The sequence below is a fragment of the Burkholderia sp. BCC0097 genome (assembly GCF_902832985.1).
GTDB lineage: Bacteria > Pseudomonadota > Gammaproteobacteria > Burkholderiales > Burkholderiaceae > Burkholderia > Burkholderia orbicola.
In genome coordinates this window covers 206,190-221,726 of record NZ_CADFDM010000005.1, presented here as the reverse complement: position 1 = coordinate 221,726, position 15,537 = coordinate 206,190, and the positions used below count along the sequence as shown (strand labels likewise).

20 protein-coding genes are annotated in these 15,537 nt (G+C 67.5%); 3 read left to right on the top strand and 17 right to left on the bottom strand.

Translation table 11 applies throughout. The annotated features are described in order from the left end of the window. Positions 1–19: 19 nt before the first annotated feature. Positions 20–694 (bottom strand): LPD29 domain-containing protein, encoded by a 675-nt coding sequence (locus HWX07_RS18540; protein WP_175877262.1) that lies wholly within the window; start codon positions 692–694, stop codon positions 20–22. A gap of 631 nt (positions 695–1,325) precedes the next feature. Here HWX07_RS18540 and HWX07_RS18535 point away from each other — a divergent pair. Next, on the top strand, positions 1,326–1,829 hold the full coding sequence (locus tag HWX07_RS18535; protein WP_175877261.1) for a hypothetical protein: 504 nt from the start codon (positions 1,326–1,328) through the stop codon (positions 1,827–1,829). Positions 1,830–1,898: 69 nt separating this feature from the next. On the opposite strand, the gene HWX07_RS18530 is transcribed toward HWX07_RS18535, so the two are convergent. Continuing rightward, positions 1,899–2,222: a type II toxin-antitoxin system RelE/ParE family toxin gene (locus HWX07_RS18530; protein ID WP_069744955.1), complete on the bottom strand. Its 324-nt coding sequence runs from the start codon at positions 2,220–2,222 to the stop codon at positions 1,899–1,901. Continuing rightward, complete coding sequence (locus HWX07_RS18525) at positions 2,222–2,497, bottom strand: ribbon-helix-helix protein, CopG family (protein WP_069744954.1); 276 nt, start codon at positions 2,495–2,497, stop codon at positions 2,222–2,224. The genes HWX07_RS18530 and HWX07_RS18525 overlap by 1 nt, the downstream gene beginning before the upstream one ends. A gap of 343 nt (positions 2,498–2,840) precedes the next feature. Here HWX07_RS18525 and HWX07_RS18520 point away from each other — a divergent pair, with 343 nt between their 5' ends. Then, positions 2,841–3,152, top strand: coding sequence for a hypothetical protein (locus tag HWX07_RS18520; protein ID WP_105820694.1), 312 nt, complete (start codon positions 2,841–2,843; stop codon positions 3,150–3,152). A gap of 201 nt (positions 3,153–3,353) precedes the next feature. Further along, the gene (locus HWX07_RS18515; RefSeq protein ID WP_175877260.1) at positions 3,354–5,021 is read left to right on the top strand and encodes a hypothetical protein; all 1,668 of its coding nucleotides are present in this window, start codon (positions 3,354–3,356) and stop codon (positions 5,019–5,021) included. A gap of 55 nt (positions 5,022–5,076) precedes the next feature. On the opposite strand, the gene HWX07_RS18510 is transcribed toward HWX07_RS18515, so the two are convergent. The 14 genes from HWX07_RS18510 to HWX07_RS18445 form a co-directional block, all read right to left on the bottom strand. Then, entirely contained in the window at positions 5,077–5,859 is a 783-nt protein-coding gene (locus HWX07_RS18510; RefSeq protein WP_105840042.1) for an ankyrin repeat domain-containing protein, read from the bottom strand. 1,159 nt (positions 5,860–7,018) lie between these two features. After that, positions 7,019–7,582, bottom strand: a complete 564-nt coding sequence (locus HWX07_RS18505) for a hypothetical protein (protein ID WP_175877259.1) — start codon at positions 7,580–7,582, stop codon at positions 7,019–7,021. Between the two features lie 97 nt (positions 7,583–7,679). Next, positions 7,680–8,393, bottom strand: a complete 714-nt coding sequence (locus HWX07_RS18500; RefSeq protein ID WP_175877258.1) for a hypothetical protein — start codon at positions 8,391–8,393, stop codon at positions 7,680–7,682. Between the two features lie 15 nt (positions 8,394–8,408). Next, positions 8,409–9,662, bottom strand: a complete 1,254-nt coding sequence (locus tag HWX07_RS18495) for a hypothetical protein (RefSeq protein WP_175877257.1) — start codon at positions 9,660–9,662, stop codon at positions 8,409–8,411. 128 nt (positions 9,663–9,790) lie between these two features. Next, positions 9,791–10,144, bottom strand: coding sequence for a hypothetical protein (locus HWX07_RS18490; RefSeq protein WP_069744946.1), 354 nt, complete (start codon positions 10,142–10,144; stop codon positions 9,791–9,793). A gap of 5 nt (positions 10,145–10,149) precedes the next feature. Continuing rightward, complete coding sequence (locus tag HWX07_RS18485; protein WP_175877256.1) at positions 10,150–10,638, bottom strand: hypothetical protein; 489 nt, start codon at positions 10,636–10,638, stop codon at positions 10,150–10,152. 272 nt (positions 10,639–10,910) lie between these two features. Continuing rightward, the gene (locus tag HWX07_RS18480) at positions 10,911–11,234 is read right to left on the bottom strand and encodes a hypothetical protein (protein ID WP_175877255.1); all 324 of its coding nucleotides are present in this window, start codon (positions 11,232–11,234) and stop codon (positions 10,911–10,913) included. An 11-nt stretch (positions 11,235–11,245) separates the two neighbouring features. Then, the gene (locus HWX07_RS18475; RefSeq protein WP_069744943.1) at positions 11,246–12,076 is read right to left on the bottom strand and encodes a hypothetical protein; all 831 of its coding nucleotides are present in this window, start codon (positions 12,074–12,076) and stop codon (positions 11,246–11,248) included. A gap of 16 nt (positions 12,077–12,092) precedes the next feature. Next, the gene (locus HWX07_RS18470; RefSeq protein ID WP_069744942.1) at positions 12,093–12,332 is read right to left on the bottom strand and encodes a hypothetical protein; all 240 of its coding nucleotides are present in this window, start codon (positions 12,330–12,332) and stop codon (positions 12,093–12,095) included. A 262-nt stretch (positions 12,333–12,594) separates the two neighbouring features. Beyond that, positions 12,595–13,290 carry a hypothetical protein gene (locus HWX07_RS18465; RefSeq protein ID WP_069744941.1) on the bottom strand — a complete coding sequence of 232 codons (696 nt, stop codon included), beginning with the start codon at positions 13,288–13,290 and terminating at the stop codon, positions 12,595–12,597. Between the two features lie 148 nt (positions 13,291–13,438). Next, complete coding sequence (locus HWX07_RS18460; protein WP_175877254.1) at positions 13,439–13,996, bottom strand: hypothetical protein; 558 nt, start codon at positions 13,994–13,996, stop codon at positions 13,439–13,441. Positions 13,997–14,257: 261 nt separating this feature from the next. Beyond that, positions 14,258–14,470 (bottom strand): ankyrin repeat domain-containing protein, encoded by a 213-nt coding sequence (locus HWX07_RS18455; protein WP_175877253.1) that lies wholly within the window; start codon positions 14,468–14,470, stop codon positions 14,258–14,260. Next, a complete protein-coding gene (locus HWX07_RS18450; protein ID WP_175877252.1) occupies positions 14,467–14,691 on the bottom strand; it encodes a hypothetical protein in 225 nt (74 codons plus the stop codon). Before HWX07_RS18450 ends, HWX07_RS18455 begins: the two co-directional genes overlap by 4 nt. A 141-nt stretch (positions 14,692–14,832) precedes the next feature. Continuing rightward, positions 14,833–15,450: a hypothetical protein gene (locus HWX07_RS18445; protein WP_175877251.1), complete on the bottom strand. Its 618-nt coding sequence runs from the start codon at positions 15,448–15,450 to the stop codon at positions 14,833–14,835. Positions 15,451–15,537 lie beyond the last annotated feature (87 nt).

Below are 15,537 nucleotides of genomic sequence, written 5' to 3'. Positions count from 1 at the left end.
TAGCGTCGGGGCGTGGTGGTCACGCTTTCAGGGGCTTGCGCACGAACAGGCCGGCGGCCGTGGCGCTGCGCGGGTAGCCCTGGACGTCGGTGTGGTCGTGCAACGCGCTCTCGACGTCGGTGTGCAGGCTGTTGCCGGCGTCGGCGAAGTGGACACCGTAGAGGGCCACGGCCACCAGGGCCCCCTTCTTGAAGCTCTCCACGGTCAGCAGCTTGCGGGTCTCCGGGTCCAGGCGACCGACGTGGCGGTGGGCCAGGCGTTGCAGGACACTGGTCACCAGGCCGTCCGAAAAGCGGCGGCGCACGGTGATCCGATCGGCCGTGAGCTGCACCCGTTGCGGACCCTGCGCGGTCAGGCGGAAATGCTCCACCGGGGTCGTACCGCCCCACTGGCCCGGGGTCGACGATTGCAGCGGGAGGAGGAGCTTCTTGACCTGCTGCTCCGTCGGGCCGTCGGTCCACTCCACGTGAATCCGGGTCTGGTCGTCCGCCTGACGGGTCTTCACGAACACGGGCACGCCGGGGAACGCTTCGGCCATGACGTCGAGCACGAGCTGGGCCGTCTCGACCAAGGTCAACACCGTATTCAGCGCTTCCGGGGTGGTCTTGCTGTGAATGCTTGCTGTCTGAGGAGCCTGGGGTGCGGGGAACGCGCGGTTTGCGTTGGTCGTGCGGGTCTGTTGCGTCGTGGCCATGCTGTTTCTCCTTCGCTGGTTGTCTTGCCATCCGTTTCGCCTGGCGCCGAAAGAGACCGGGCGGGCCCCGGACCATGGGTGAGACCAAAGCCGCAGCCCGACCAACGGGAGGGACCGGGTGCCGGCGAAAGCGAAGCGCGCCCATGGGCCATGAGGGGAACGACGGGTCTAGGCGTCCGGGTAAGGCGAGACGGAAGGCAAACCGGCGAAGGGTTGGGTCACGACGCAACGGGGTAGACCCGCACGGCGCCACCGAGCGGCCTCTCCGGGAGGTGGTGCTCCCATCGCGTACGCGACGCGTGCGCGATCGGTCAGGGGCTGGGAAACGTCAGGTGCCCAGCGCCCAGGTTGGGGTTGGTGGTGGTGTCGGGGTCGCCCGCGGTGCGGACGAACCGTCCTCCGGCTTTTCCCCACTGTCCATCAGGCCACCGGCCAGCGCGTGCGACGCGCGCCCGTCCGGTGGTGCCGCCTGGGCACGCTTCTGCCGTGCGAAGGGGCGGCAGAACCTGTGCGTCAGAGGGGGAAAGCCGTGCCGATCGGGATGTGCCAGGGCACGGGTTGACTTCAGCCTCAAACCTGCTTGGTTGAGGGGCAACGGTCCCGGCCTGGGGCCACCTTCTGGAGGAGACCCATGGACTGGACCTTTCGCATGTACCTGGACGCCGGCCTGCTGCTCGTCGGCTGGGCGTTTTTCGTGAACCTGTTTGTGTTGAGCCGGTGCTACCCGGTCACCAAGATCGCCGGACCGGTCTCGCGCGTGATCGCCCTGGTGACCACGGGCTTTGCGCTGTTCGCACCGCCTGTCCCCGGGTCGGGGAGCGCGGTGATGATCACGGTGGTGGCCGTGTGGTGGGGGCTCTACGCGGGCGGTGTGTTGTACCGCCTCTTCACGTACGTCGCCATCGTGACGGGCCAGCCGCCCCGGGCGCTCGAACGCATGGTCGTGCAGGAGGAGTTCGAGCGCACGATGATCAGCCTTGGCCGGCAGGACCTGGTGACCGACACCGCGCTGAAAGTCGGCGGTTTGACGCCCGACGAGCGCAAGCAGGTCTTTCGGGCGGGGGCCAGCGCGATCAAGGCGATGCGCGCCGAGTGGGCGGAGAACTACGAGAAGCGGCGCCGGGAAGAGCGTTGATCGTGGCCCGGGCCACGCTGTACAGCGAAAGCGGGGCTTCGATGCCCCGCTTTTTCTTGGTCGTTCGCTTCAGCGGTCTTGCCGCGTATCCCACACCCGGAGAATCGCGATGCTGGTGGGGTTCGGCTCGTAGGGCGGGATGATCTCGTAGTGGATCTCGTACTCGCCGCCCAGGCAAATGTCCTTGTGGACCTCACGGGCCGGGGGCCCTTCCCATCCGTCCAGTTCTTCCCCGATGCGGTGGCGCAGTTGGATCCCAAGAGCTTTGGCCTCGGCGGTCAGCGCCTTCACGATCTCCCGCGCCTTCGGGGCCCCGTTGATCATCTTCTCGAACTCGAAAATGTTCTGCAGGTCCGACCCAGCTTTGCTGGTGAAAACGACCGGGACGGCCATCACTCACCCACCTTCGGCAGCGGCAGCTCGTGGTCCGTGCCCAGGCTGTCCGCCCAGCGTTCCATGGCATCCATGGAAATCAGGCGGCCGGCCGTCACGTCGTCCAGCCCCTCCTGGATCATCGCGCGCTCGCGCTCGGCCCGGGCCAGGTACGCCACCACCGCCTTGCGGACGATCCACTGCTTGGAGCGGTCCAGCTTCGTCGCCAGGTCGTCCATGCGGTCCACCAGATTCACCGGCAGTTGCGCCGTCACGGTTTTCAATGCTTCAGCCATCGCCCACCTCCGTCTCTTGCGTTTCAGTAGGTTCTATTGTATCGCAATAGCCTAGCTTTAGGTGGGATTTTTTGAGGGAAAATCGCCCGAAAACCCTTACCCCATAAGGCTTTCACGGGATCGCCCGAGGATCACCCCTCCCCTGCAAAACCTGGGTTTCACGGGGTCCCGCCGTCGCTTTGGCCCTGCACCCACCACCAGGGCCCGACCGTTCGGTGAGCCCTTACGGGAACCACGGTGAGCCTTTCCGGGATGTACCACGGGGCCCGATGATGCCGTAACATCGCCGGAGCGCGTCCCGCCGAGCGCCTGCGGGGTGCGACGACCTTGGCGACGAACGACCATGCGAAGCGAGAACGAGACCCAACGCCCCGATCCGGTCCTGCTGGACGACGGGGCTTACTACGTGACCTACCAGGCCGGCGCGGCCACCGGTTTCCTGCTGCGCCGCTGCGATGCCCCCGAGGGGTTCGAGTGCGTCGGTGGGTTCTCCCACGACCCGGCCCAGGGTTCCTGGTACGCGGCGATCACCACCACCTACGACGAAGAGCGGGACCGCGATCACCGAGTGGTGGGCGACGGGAGCCGCCTGGACGCGATCGGCGCGTTGTGGCGCCACCGGCACGAGGCCCTGACGAAGTACCCCGCGCGCTGACGGGTCGGGTCGACCCCGTCTCGCGGAACACCCCTCCTGGGCGGAGGGCACGAACCCCGCCTTCGGCCTCATCGGCGTCAGCACCGGGGTTGCCGCTCACGCCTCCGGCGTTGTCCTGGGTCTGCGATCCCCGATCGCCCCACGGGTCGAGGTAGACTTTCCGCTCCTCGCCACCCTCACGCCCTGATGGACCGCCCTCGCATGCCCACGACCACCACGACCGACCTCCGAGCCCTGCTCCGTGATTTCCGCCTCAACGATCGGCCGCCGTACGCGTGGGACGACGAGGACGCGGTCCTGATCCGGTCCATCGTCGCCGGGTTGCAGGCCCAGGCCGCTCGGGAGCGGGACCCCTCGCGCTACCAGGCCTGGCTGGTCGATGAGGTGGGCGTGCCCAAGACCGCTGCCACGGCGATCGCCGTCGAGCTGCACCCGCTGCTGGACGACGCGCACGCGCTGCTACGGTTGGTCCATGGCGCGATCGCCAACGGTTCGGACGGGAGCCTCGCTGCGATACGGGCGTTCCGGGAGAGCGCCGACGCCGACGACCTGGTGCATCGTCGTCGTGCGTACGTCGCGCTCGGCCCACGCTTCAACATCGGGCGCTGGGACGACACCGTGGCGTCCGTCCGCCACGTCGCCACGCGCCTGCGCGTCACCCTGCTCGCCCTGGTCGAGACGTATTGCGAGACCGGCTGGGCCGCCCACGACCTGCTGCCGCGTGCCACGGGCGATCAAGCAGCATCGCCCGGTGAACAGGCCCTGCGGGCCGCCCTCGAACGAACCGATGCGTCCGCGTTCGAGGTGGTCGACGCGTTCGACCGCCGGACCCAGGAGCTTGGCGTGGCCATACGGCTCACCCACCGGTTCGTGGTCGTGGAGGGCAAGGCCATGGTGTGGTTCTTCGCCGCGACGGACCGCCCCTGGACGTGCTCGATCACCGCAGGATCGCTGAACCCGGAGGACGTGCTGGACGTCGCCATGCCCTGCGCACCGGACGCCCACGACCACCAGCCGCGCCTCGTGGTGGCGTCCGTCACCCCGGAGCCCGCGCACCTCCTGGTCCGGGCCACCGAGTTCGACCTGGGCCGGCGGTTTTCGACGGTCCAGGGCGCGTTGTCCTACGGGCGGCTGGCCTGGACCCCACCCGGGACGGGCGACCCGACGGTGTTTCGACGGGCGAGCTTCCGGACGTACAGCGCCGCGCTCGTGCCGAGCGTCGCGCCCGACGATTCCGCCCGGGACTTCGCCAAGGCGTTGGGCGAGGCCCCGGACGTGCGGAACGCGATCAACGCGTTGCCCATCGTCGCCGATGGGTTCGTCGTGCAGGGGGAGCACCAAGGGGCACTGGACCACGTTCTCCTCGCCGACCTGCGCGTGGTGGGTGCCGTGTCTCCCTGGCAGGACGTCGAGCGCCTGTCGCCCGCGGAACGGTTTGAGCGCGTCAGCGATCGGGTGGTGCGTGCCGCCCAGGCCCTGGCCGATGCGATCGTCCGGGACTTCTTCGCGTTCGCCGACGTCAAGGACGAGGAGGACGGGCGCCGCCCGAGCGCGGCCGGCGTGGCGAGCCAGGTCCTCACGCACGCGGTCCGCGCCCTTGCCCATGCCCCGCAGATGGAGGGCGAGGCCCTGGCCCAGCTTCGCGCGCTGCAACCGGCCGCCGACACGTTGCGCGAGGCGTGGGCCCGCCTGGGTCGTTGGACGTTGAGCGAGGAGCTGAAACGCGCGATGACGGACGCGGAGGAGCCCCGCCTGAATCCCGAGGACGTCCACCGCCAGTTGCCCGACGCCCTGACGATTGGGTACGCGGATCAGGCCGCCGGCCTTGCGCCGGACGAAAGCCTTCGGGACACCCCACCCGGCGCCTGACGGCACCTTGAGCGGGAAAAGCGAGCCTGCGGCCGGGTGCGCGGGACCCGCGGGTTCACAACCTCCGGCGCGCGCTCGGTTCCGCTCCTGCGGGTGGGTCACCGGCCGCGCCGGCCAGCACCTCGCGCTCGTGCGCCAGCTCGACCAAGTGCATGGCCTCGCGCACCAGCTCCGCATGATCCTCTGCCGGATTTGCCCAGCCCGGGTGGTGCAACGCATGCGCGGGGTCCGCGCCCCGGTTCAGTAGGTAGCCGGTGGCGTTGACCTGGCCCGAGGTCGCCGCAACGAGGAGCGCGCTCTCGTCGTCGTCCGTGCGCGCGTTCAGGTCGGCGCCCCGCTTCACCAACCGCTCCACCAAAGGCATGACGTCCACGGTGGTGTTCTGGTACAGCGCACTGAGCAGCGGGGTCCACCCGTTGCCGTCCCGGGCGTTCACGTCCAGCCCTGCGTCGAGCAACGCCTCGACCGCCCCGATGGTGTCGTCCAGGTCCGCCTCCGCGGACCCGCAACGCACGTGCAGGAGCGTGCCGCCGTTGACGACCTGCTGCGGGTTCGCGCCCAGGCGCAGCAGAAGCTCGATGCGCCGCCGATCGTGGGCGTAGCGCAGGGCCACGTCCACGCTGGCCCCGGCCGCGATCATCGCCAACGCCGCGTCCAGGTTCCCCTCGGGCCCGATCGCAACACCGATCAGAGGCGTGTGGGCCTCCACGATCGCCCGGTTGAGGTCGACGCCAGCGACGCGCACCTCCCATGCCAAGCTGGTCATGGACCCGTCGCCCTTGGCGAGCAGGGTCAAGGGATGGTCGTGATCGAGGTCGTGCAGGGCGTCGTAGGTCATGGCGGGATCGGTGTGTTGGTCAGGTTGTGCCCTGGCACGGGTTACGCCAAGACGCCGTCCAACCTACCAGGCCCTGCCCGTTGCACAAGCCCGGGGGCCCGGATCGCCAACCGGCCCGCGGTCGTTTTTGCGCAAAGCCGGGCGATAAAGTGGGGCAACGCGGCGCGCGCCCGCTTTTCCGTTCCAACCTCCTGGCTTTGCGTTCAAACCCTGGATGGGCGTTGCGGTGTCCCGTGCTGCAGCTCCACCGTGCCCTTCGGGTGGCTTCGCCCTGTGTGTCCTTCGGACGCCTCCGGCCTGTGCCTGGGTAGGGTGGCCCTGTACGCGGTACGGGTACGGTTTTGCTTCCCCTGTACCCGGCAAGTCCCAGGGCTGCGCCCCGGGCCAAGCCGGGCAAGTCTCTCCCCTGCACGGACCACGCATCAGACCGGCACCGGGCTCAACAGCCTGTGACGATCGCGTGGCGCTCGCAGAGAAGACCTTGCACCGACTCGGCCCGAGCCCGTCCAGAGGACGAGGGGCACATACCGGGGTTGCGATAGAAACGCTCCGCAACTACGGACCCTTCAGGGCTCGTTTCGCCCCCGGTGCCGGGTGGGTCCACCGCCACAAGGGCGGCGTCTCTCCGTCGACGCTGTGCACCGTGGCCCGACCGTCGCCGGGCGCTTTCCCGCTCTCGCGTCAAACCCATTGCAGTGCCGAGCCGTCGGGGCAACACGAACCAGGCCAGGTTGAGCACGCCTGGTGCCTTCCGCGGGACGAAGCACTGCTGGGCCGGATCGCACGCATGGTGTGCGGATCAAGATGCGTTGTCCCCGGGGTCGCTGGTCCAATGATGGGCGAGGCCGGTACCGCTCGACAAGCCCGGGGTTGGTTACCCGGCGTCCTTGCACGATCTCCGACGGCTCGACGACGGACGGAGTACGAGAAACCGGATGGTGGGGAACGCAAGAACTTGACCTTCGCTCGGGACCCGCTAGGATGATTTCCGCGGGGCCGAAGTTTGGGTTGCTGTAGGTGCCTTCTACTCAATCCAGTTCCTCGATGTTTCCAGCATCGGGAGCCGCAACCCCAGTCTACGTCGTGCCCCCGCCAGGTCAAGTGGCGGGGGCGTTTTTCTTTCAGGGACCGTGAATCGCTGCGTTGGCGGCCCCTGAGATCAGCCGTGCAGCGACACCCGCACGTCGGTGCCCTGCCCGTCGTTCGGACGGTTCACCGTCAGCGTGGCACCGTTCGGCAGGACCCAGTGCCCCTCCTCATTCCAGCCATCCTCGGCCCTGTGCCCTGGCACGTAGGAGGTCGCGCCGAACGTGCGCGCGATCGAGCGCTCCGACGCCGGGTCACCGTAGGCTTGGTCGAGCCTGTATGCGACGGCCTGGACCGAGCCGTGCACGACCTCCACGGTCGTCACGCGTGCGCCCTGATTCGGCGTCGTGCCGTACACGTTGTAGAAGCCGTCCCCGGCGATCGCGTCGGTCCGGGGTGGCGTCACCCGGTCGAGCACCACGCAGGGCCTGAGCGCCGCGTACGGGTCCCCCGAGCAGGCGGGGCCGATGGCGGTGAGCGGGACGCCCAGCGTGATCGTCGGGGCGGTGACCACGCCCGCCGCGTGCGCACGCGGGGCCGTGGCCGCGGTGGCGATCAGGGCAGTGATCGCCACCAGGCTCGTGGCCAGGGTGCCGAACAGGAAAGCGTTGAAAAAGCGCGCGTGACGGTTGGGCATCGGGGTCTCCTCCTCCGGTTGGGTCGTGAGGCCAACATGACGGGTCGTGCGGGCCTGTCAACCCCAAGCCGTGCCGTGGCACGGGACCCGCCCAGCGTCACAACCGGCGACGGCCCCGCTCTGCGCCGCCGGTGCCCACCGCCTCGCCCAGCACCATACCTTGGTAGCGGACCAGCGCCTCGGTGAGCAGGTCGGTTCGTCGCCCGGTGCGTACGAGCAGCACCGGATGGTCCAGGTCCGCACCGGCTGCGTCCAAACGAGGCAGGACAACGTTGACCAGGAGTGCCACGCCCTGATCGTGCTCGTGCGCGTCCCCGTCAGGGATGCCAGCCACGACGGTTTCCCAGACCGAGAGCCCCATGTCGTTCGACACGCCGTTCAGCCGCTCTGTGGTGCAACGGGCGAGCACCAGGTCCAGCAGGTCCGCGCTGGCCAGCACGCCCTTGACCATCAGCAGCGGGTATGGTGACGCCCCCAGTTCCAGGCCCGCGGCCAGCACGCACGCGTTCCCTTCTTGGGCGCCCAAGGTGGCCAGGCGCGTGCCCAGCCTCGCCTGCGCTTCGAGGGACAACGCGCGCAGCTTGTCCAGGGGGACGTGCTGGGCGTACTGAACGGCGTGGGCCACCGCCAAGCGATGGTCGTGCTGGGCGTAACCGCGCACGGTTTCGAACGCGTTCTCGTCGTCCGCGGACATCTCGTGGGCGCCCTGCACGTCGTTCTGCAGCTTGCGCAACCGGTGCAGGGTTTCGGCCCGACGCGTCGCCCTGTCATACAACCCGTTGAAGGCGGTGAGCCAGTCGATTTTCATCATGGTAGGAGACTCCAGTTAGAGGCGACGCCGTGCGGTTTCCGCCTGGGTCTCGTCAGCGATGGTGGAATCCTCGATGAACTGGCGAAGTTCAGCGTTTTCCACGTGGATGCGCACCTCGGGGAACGCGTCGAAGCACGCCTGGACCAGCCCCTGGGGATCGTAATCGGTGTGGCGCGCAATGCCCTCGCGGGTAACGTCGGCCCCGCGGGCGATCAGCCGCTCCAGCTCGGCCTGACGCCCGGATTCCGGCATACGGAACAACAGGTGGACCCACAAGGGGACGAACTGCACCGGGGCGCTCAGGTCGGCCGGCAACCCGCTGTTGGGAAAACCGTGGTTGAGGTCATTCGGCGACGGGATCCACGGACCGTTCAGCATGTCCGCGGTGATGCGGCCCGGGACAGCCCGGCGCTTTGCTTCGTCGATCGCGGCCCGCATGTCCTGCGACACCGGACCGTAGCAATGCCCGAGTTCGAGCGCATACCGATCCGTCTGCCCCCCGCCGGCGGCCAAGATGGCCAGGTCCCGGCTGACGATCGAGCTGTGCTTGATCTTCAACCAATCCGGGAGCATGGACCAATGCCCATCCTCGATGTTGTCCACGTCCCCGCCCGCGGTGAGGAGCAAGTCCACGCTCGCCAGGACGGTGGGATCGCCGACCGCGTCCTGCGCAGCGTGCTTCACCTGGTGAAGCCCAGGTTCGGCCCCCTCGGCCAACAGGGCTTTCACCAGATCCGGATTCTCGTAGAGGTTGCGCAGCGCAAAGTTCAGCACCTGCTGCCGCATCAGAGGATCGGCCAACGACAAGGGGACGAAGTTCGTGCCCATATGAGGGTCGATGTACGTCCCATCGGCCAGTGCTCCGCCGTGCATGAAGCCTCCACGGCAACCACGGCCTCCGAAGACCACGGACATGGCCGCGCCTTCGACCAAGGCCTGGTTGCGCGTGGCCCCCGTGGCGCCGGCTGCCAGGTAGGCGTCGAGCATCGGGGCCCACTCCGCGAGGCTCGCGTCCGACAGGCAGAAGCGGTTGAAGGCCCCCTGCCAAGCAGGTCGGCCGCTGCGCAGGACGGTGTTGAGCTGTTCCGGCGTGCTGTTCGCGTTCAGACCGTCGAGGAAACGATCGTCCAGGTACGTGTCCATGGTGGACCACGTAGCGCCCAAGGCAATGGCGGCGTCGATCACGTCGTGGCGCTTCTCGCGCAGAGCTGCGTGGATGAACGGTTCGAGGTGGGCCTGCAGTTCGACTCCAGGCTTGATGTTGCGCATCCGCGCCGGCCGCGATGACCTGGGCCACCCAGTCGGTATTGCCCGCGTTGATCGCGGCTTCCAGGGCCCAGTCGTCGAGCGGGTAGCCGGGGGCGGTGCTGGTGGTGGTCGTCATGGTGTGGTCCGATTCAGAGGCGCCGGCGGCCCTTCGGTTGTTCGCGTTCCGAGGCGTGCGCGGCCTGGTCCACCGCGGCGCTCAGTTCCCGCCGCTCGTGGTCCAGCTTGGCTTCCGCCCAATCCTCAAGGAGGATGACCTCGCTGAAAAAGCCCAGCCGTCGGCGCATCCCGGCGTAGTGCGGGTCCGACGGTCGGTGCCCCCAGCGCGCGAACACCTGCTCCACCGTTCGAACGGGATCCCCCGCATGAACGACATTCCAACCGAACGCGTCGTCGTCCACGTGTCGCGCGGTCGCCCTCACGTCGTCCATCGCGTCCGGGCGGGTGAGCCAGTCGTCCGGATGGGTTTCACTGGGATGGGTCATGGCGATTACTCGGACAGGTCCACGTCGTCCTCGTCGGACACGTGGTGGCGGGACGGGTAGGCTTTGCGGTGGGCGGCGTTGGTCCGGGCTTCGGTCCAGTGCAGGAGGCCGGCGCTCGCGACGAAGAAGAACAGGACCAGTGCCACGCTGCAGGCCAGCGCGCCAAGGTTGAAGGCCAGACCGTGCAGGCCCATCGCCAGAAGGGCGTACTTCGTCCCGCAGACCAGCAAAAACATCGCGCATAGGGTGGTCGTCCAAGCGAACGCAAGCGACCGGATCCAACAATCGAACGACCCGTGGTCCTTGTCGAGCATCCACCGCTGAAACGGTGCGGTCAGCCAGAAGCCCAGGAACAGCGAGAGCCAGGCGGCCACGCCGATGACGTTGGACTCCGTCGCGGACCAGAGTTGGACGAACGGTGGCATGTTGGCCACCGACAGGACCAGCGTCGGGATCAGGGCCAGCCAGCGGAGGGGCAAGCGATTGTCGTTCATGCGGGAAAGGTCTCCGGAGGGTTGCGAGCCCCGCGATCGCGTTGCCCATGACTTCAACCTAGCGGGATTTTCAGCCCGGTCAATAGCCGTGCCAGGGCACGGGTTAAACTGGGGCTCTCGCCCCACTCCAACCCCTTCCTGACGGCCACCTTCCCCACGCACCGCTGCACCTGCCCCACGGCCCTGGGCCCCGCTTCCTGCCGCTTCGCGGTACCGGGGCGAGTGGGCCTTGTGCCCAGGTCTTGGTTGGCGCGGGGTCGGGCCTTCCCCCGTCAGGGCAACCGGCTGTCGTCGTGCGTGGCCGTGGCGTCGTCCCCCGTGGTGCCGTCCAGATCCTCCTGGTCGAGCGCCGAGCGTTCGGCGTCCTCCTCCATCGCCAGGCTCCAGTCGATCTCGACCATGCGCTGGTGCAGTACCGCCCGTAGGGTGGCCAGGTCCAGCACCACCTCGCGCCGGGCCACGGGCTCCGGGATCGCGCCCACCACGACCAAGGACCGGCTCCATCCCGTGGGGCCGATCATCGGCACCGGCGGGTCCTCCGGTTCGTCGACGGCGCGGCCGGTCACGCGGTTGAGCAGGTTGCGAAGGAACGCCATGCGCCCCCCCGTCAAAGGCGCCGACGGGCGCGGGTTTGATCGGCGGGTGCCGGTGCCGCCTCGTCGGCGACGGCGCGCAGTTCTGCGACCAGCACTTGGTGGCGGTAAAGGTCGAGGGCCTGGACAGCCTGCGAGGTAGCGACAGTGCTCACGATCCGCCATATCTGGTCGTCGACTCCGAGACCGACCGTCCCACTCGCCATCAGTTTGGCCCCGGCCGCGTGGAGCTTGGGGTAGACGACGGTCAGGAATCGTTCCATCGGGACCCAGGCCCGCATGAACTGCATCCAGTAGTCACAGGACCCGGTTTTCTTGTTCAAGCTGTCCGCGTCGTGCACGGACAGCAGAGCGTCCAGGCAGGTGTCGTCGCCCACCACCACCTCGGACCTCGCCAGGTGCCCAACGTGAGCACGGCCCAGTCGGCGGATCATGCGCGCCACCACGTCCTTGCGGCCGTAGCTCATCGCTGCATTCAGGACCTGCTCCCCCATCACCTCCTGGTCCGCGGCCCCGGAGACCATCAGGGCGTCGATGTCAGCCAGCGGGGCGTGCTGGAAAAAATGCGCGACCTCGCGCAGCCGAACGCCCGGGTCCGGCGAGACCTCGGCGTTGACGAGCAACGCGGTCATCAGACGGCTCGGCCCCTTGGTCTTGGACGGGCGCCCCACCCGTTCCGGATGGGCGTCCCCGATGCGCTGAACAGCCGCCACAAGACGGTCGTACGCGCTCGAAAGGGGATGGCCCTGGCCCCACTGCATGGTGCAGCGATCCATCGCCATGAAGTATTGCCACATCCTTGCGGCGTCGTCGTTCGAGGATTGAAGGGGTTTCATGATGGACATGGCTCTGCTCTCCGGTTCAGTGAACGACTGCGTTCAGGCCATGGACCAGGACAGGCTCGCCCCGGAGCTGCCGAAGGACGTCCGCGGTCTCGTCGTGCCCATGGGCCAGCGCGATCTGCACCGCGTCACGGCCCTGGTCGTTCCGTGCGAACACGTCCGCCCCGAACCAGGCGCACACGAGGACGCCCGTGCTTTCGCCAGCAGCGGCGTCGATGAACAATCGGGCGGTGGCATCAGCCGGGGTAACGGGTCGCATGGTGGGGTCCTGGGGTGGTGGTGGCGTTGCGTCGAACGCGCGTTGCCTATACTTCCAACCTACAAGGTCCACCAACTAAAGCAACGGTTTGGCGATCGACGAACGCAGAAACTTCGTGCTAGTCGACGAACGGTCGACCCTCGTGGACGAACGGTTGATCCGCCTGGTGGAGCCGTGCCTTGGCACGTCGAGAACCCGGGGCTCGCGCCCCACCGGCCCCTCCGGGCCATGGCCTGCGGATCGGGTGCTTCCCCTCCAGCGCTTACAGGCGACGGCGGGCTCGCGCTTCAGCGGGTGCTTGGGCTTCTGCGTCCGTTATCGCGCTGAGTTCCGCGGCGAGCACCTGCCGACGGTAAGTCGCCAGGGCCCGCCGCCCGGGCGTGTAATCCGACCCGATGTCCCACTGGTCGAGCGCGATCGCAGCGTCCTCCTCCTCGAACCGGACGTCCATCACGTCGGCACCCGCCGCGTGCAGCTTCGGCAGGATCACCGTGAGGAAGCGTTCCTGCGGGATGGCCTGGTCGTGGGCGATCCAGATTTCCCATGCGACGATCTGGCGTTCCTGGCCGACGTCGTCGGCGTGGTGCATCCGGGCGTTCAGGACGTCCCGACCGACGTGCGCGAGGAGCGCGTCGATGGCGTCGTTCTGCATCAGGACCTCGTTGCAGGTCAGAAGTCGCCACGGGTCCTTCTCCGCCCCCATGGCGCGCTGCATCACGTCCCAACGCTTCGCTTCCACGGCCAGGCCCATGATTCGGATGACGGTCGTAGAGCCGATCAACGGGATGATCCGTGCAACGTCCACGGTTTCCATCGCCACGATGGCCTCGACTCGCGCGATGAAGACGTTGGGGTCACGGCCAGCGATCCATTTCCGGATCGCCTCAACGTCGTCTTGCCGCGTCGCCTCCAGCATCTCCTTGATGCCTGGCCAAAGGTGGTCGGTGTAGCTAGTCATGGTGGGGTCCTGGGGTCATGGTGGCGTTGCGTCGATCGTGCGTTGCCTCTCCATTCAACTTAGCGGGCTGTACGGGTGCGTCAAGCGTTCTCGCCAAACAAAACCGCCACCCTGGGGTGACGGTCGTGCGTGCTGGGCGGTGGCCCGGTCAGTGGGTCTTGAGCGCGGTGCGGAGGAGCCGCTCCGGGTCCACGTGGTCGCGCCAGTTTTCCTTGGTGACGGTGGTGGTGCCGCGGCGCTCGATGCCCTTGAACGCGAGCACGCCCTTGCGGTTGAGGACGTTGTTGGCCGGCGTGATGTTCCAGAAGCGCACGAAGGCGGTGACGGCCTGGCTGCTCGCGGGGTCGCCGATCTTCTCGATCAGATCCGGGTGGGCGTGGATGAGCGCGGCGAACGGGATGCTGAACGACCTGCCGTGCGAGATCGGCGGGAGCGGGTCGACCTGGTGAAACCCGAGGGTGTGGCAGTGCTCGCCGGCGATGTGGCCCAGCCAGACGTCCTGGCGTTCGAGCAGGTGGCCCATCGCGTCCTCCCACTCGATGCCGGGCTGCGGCATGTAGACCCCGTACGTGACGTACAGGGGGCCGTTCTCGTCGGGCTTGGGTTCCACGTCCTTGATGCTGTCTTCGAACGTGTCCAGGGCGCTGTACTCGTGGGCATCGACGATGAACTGCTTGCCTTTCAGCGTGAAAAGGGCGTATTGCATGCGGTCTCCTCCGGTGGTGCGACCTCGGCGAGGTCGTCGGACCACCATGGCAGGTCAAGCGGGCTTGTCAAATGCCTACGGGGAGGATTCCAGGCTGTGCCGTGGCACGGGTCGAGGTGGTGCGGTAGGGCCAACAAGATGGGGAGCCTGTGGCTCCCCTGGCGGTAACCCCGTGCCTCCGGCCCCGTTGGCGTCAGCACGGTTTTGGGACCTGGCGCTCCGCGGCCAGGTGGGTGTTCACGCTCCTCCAGCCCTACCCCTTCATGCGGTGCGCGGGGCCCGCATGGCCAGGAGCCATTGCACCACCTGGGTGTGGCCGTTCTGCTCCGCGAGCTGTACCGCCGTCTGGTGGCGCCCGTCCGTGGCGTGGAGGTCCGCGCCGTATTCCAGCGCGAACCGGATGCCCAGGGCGTTGCCGGCCGCGGCGAAGCTCAGCAGGTCCAGGTTGAGGTCCTGGGGGGTGACGGTGCTCACGGTTGTGCTCGTTCAGTCGAGCTGTTGATGAGCTGGGCCAAAACGAGCCAGAGGACCAAGGCAACGACCAGGTCTACGATCGCGCCCTGGATGGGGAGGTACGCGACCACCACGACCGTGGTCACGGCGGTTAAGACGTTGATGGCGAAAGTCTTCTGGGTGAAGGGGCGCAGGGACGCTGCGGCCAGGATCCCCAAGATGATTCCGATAACTTCCAGCATGGATCTCTCCTCCCGGGTGGTCGGCGACCACCTGGCCGCCCCTCTCCTCTGAACTTAGCGGGTCTTGCACCCCTGTCAAGCGTCTACCCGAAAAGAAGCCCGTGCCAGGGCACGGGCTCGAAGCCATGTGTTGGTTCGGATTCAGTCCTCGTTGGTCCCGGTGGCCTTCCTCGCTTCTTCCAGCGTGGCGCCTGGGTGGGCGGCCATGTAGGCGTCCTGGGCCATCACCTGTTGCGCCACTTTCATAAGCTCCTCTTCGAAGAGTTTCCGCTCACGCTCCTTTTCCTCGGGGGACTTGGCCATCTCTGCCGCCCTCTGTTCGGCCTCGACGTTGGCCACGAAACGCTCCCTCGCCTTGGATGCGGCAAAGGGATTATGGAACGCACGGTAGAGGAACCACACCTTGTTCAGCGCCCACAACACCACCACGATGCTCAACAAGGCATTGCCGTGGAACAGTTGGGGTGCCCAAAGCAAGGAGACTCCAAGGGGCGCTGAGACCACGGTCCTAACGGCGATCAGCGCGACGGGCACGATCGTGCTGCCCATCGTCGAACTGATACCGACCAGGCCCATGACGGCCCAAAGCAGCACACTGTCGGCCAGCATGTAGAGCAAAACATGGTCGAACATCACTCGCGGCAGCCCACTGGATACGCTGAACCACGTCCCCAGAGCGATGATCGTGAACATGCAGATCGCGAATAACACGAATAACTTACGGGCCGTACGGATCGCCGGGATGTTCGAATGGCTCATGGTCTCCTCCAGTGGGTGGCCCCAGGGCCGGGACCTTCTCCTCTGAACTTAGCGGGTCTTGCACCCCTGTCAACCGCCTACCCGAAA

Excerpts from the sequence above, each read along its gene's own strand:
- HWX07_RS18485 (WP_175877256.1), bottom strand. The coding sequence starts at position 10,638 with ATGAACGACAATCGCTTGCCCCTCCGCTGGCTGGCCCTGATCCCGACG.
- HWX07_RS18480 (WP_175877255.1), bottom strand. The coding sequence starts at position 11,234 with ATGGCGTTCCTTCGCAACCTGCTCAACCGCGTGACCGGCCGCGCCGTC.
- HWX07_RS18460 (WP_175877254.1), bottom strand. The coding sequence starts at position 13,996 with ATGCAATACGCCCTTTTCACGCTGAAAGGCAAGCAGTTCATCGTCGAT.
- HWX07_RS18470 (WP_069744942.1), bottom strand. The coding sequence starts at position 12,332 with ATGCGACCCGTTACCCCGGCTGATGCCACCGCCCGATTGTTCATCGAC.
- HWX07_RS18540 (WP_175877262.1), bottom strand. The coding sequence starts at position 694 with ATGGCCACGACGCAACAGACCCGCACGACCAACGCAAACCGCGCGTTC.
- HWX07_RS18515 (WP_175877260.1), top strand. The coding sequence starts at position 3,354 with ATGCCCACGACCACCACGACCGACCTCCGAGCCCTGCTCCGTGATTTC.
- HWX07_RS18475 (WP_069744943.1), bottom strand. The coding sequence starts at position 12,076 with ATGTCCATCATGAAACCCCTTCAATCCTCGAACGACGACGCCGCAAGG.
- HWX07_RS18505 (WP_175877259.1), bottom strand. The coding sequence starts at position 7,582 with ATGCCCAACCGTCACGCGCGCTTTTTCAACGCTTTCCTGTTCGGCACC.
- HWX07_RS18510 (WP_105840042.1), bottom strand. The coding sequence starts at position 5,859 with ATGACCTACGACGCCCTGCACGACCTCGATCACGACCATCCCTTGACC.
- HWX07_RS18450 (WP_175877252.1), bottom strand. The coding sequence starts at position 14,691 with ATGCTGGAAGTTATCGGAATCATCTTGGGGATCCTGGCCGCAGCGTCC.
- HWX07_RS18445 (WP_175877251.1), bottom strand. The coding sequence starts at position 15,450 with ATGAGCCATTCGAACATCCCGGCGATCCGTACGGCCCGTAAGTTATTC.
- HWX07_RS18500 (WP_175877258.1), bottom strand. The coding sequence starts at position 8,393 with ATGATGAAAATCGACTGGCTCACCGCCTTCAACGGGTTGTATGACAGG.
- HWX07_RS18530 (WP_069744955.1), bottom strand. The coding sequence starts at position 2,222 with ATGGCCGTCCCGGTCGTTTTCACCAGCAAAGCTGGGTCGGACCTGCAG.
- HWX07_RS18520 (WP_105820694.1), top strand. The coding sequence starts at position 2,841 with ATGCGAAGCGAGAACGAGACCCAACGCCCCGATCCGGTCCTGCTGGAC.
- HWX07_RS18525 (WP_069744954.1), bottom strand. The coding sequence starts at position 2,497 with ATGGCTGAAGCATTGAAAACCGTGACGGCGCAACTGCCGGTGAATCTG.
- HWX07_RS18490 (WP_069744946.1), bottom strand. The coding sequence starts at position 10,144 with ATGACCCATCCCAGTGAAACCCATCCGGACGACTGGCTCACCCGCCCG.
- HWX07_RS18495 (WP_175877257.1), bottom strand. The coding sequence starts at position 9,662 with ATGCGCAACATCAAGCCTGGAGTCGAACTGCAGGCCCACCTCGAACCG.
- HWX07_RS18535 (WP_175877261.1), top strand. The coding sequence starts at position 1,326 with ATGGACTGGACCTTTCGCATGTACCTGGACGCCGGCCTGCTGCTCGTC.
- HWX07_RS18465 (WP_069744941.1), bottom strand. The coding sequence starts at position 13,290 with ATGACTAGCTACACCGACCACCTTTGGCCAGGCATCAAGGAGATGCTG.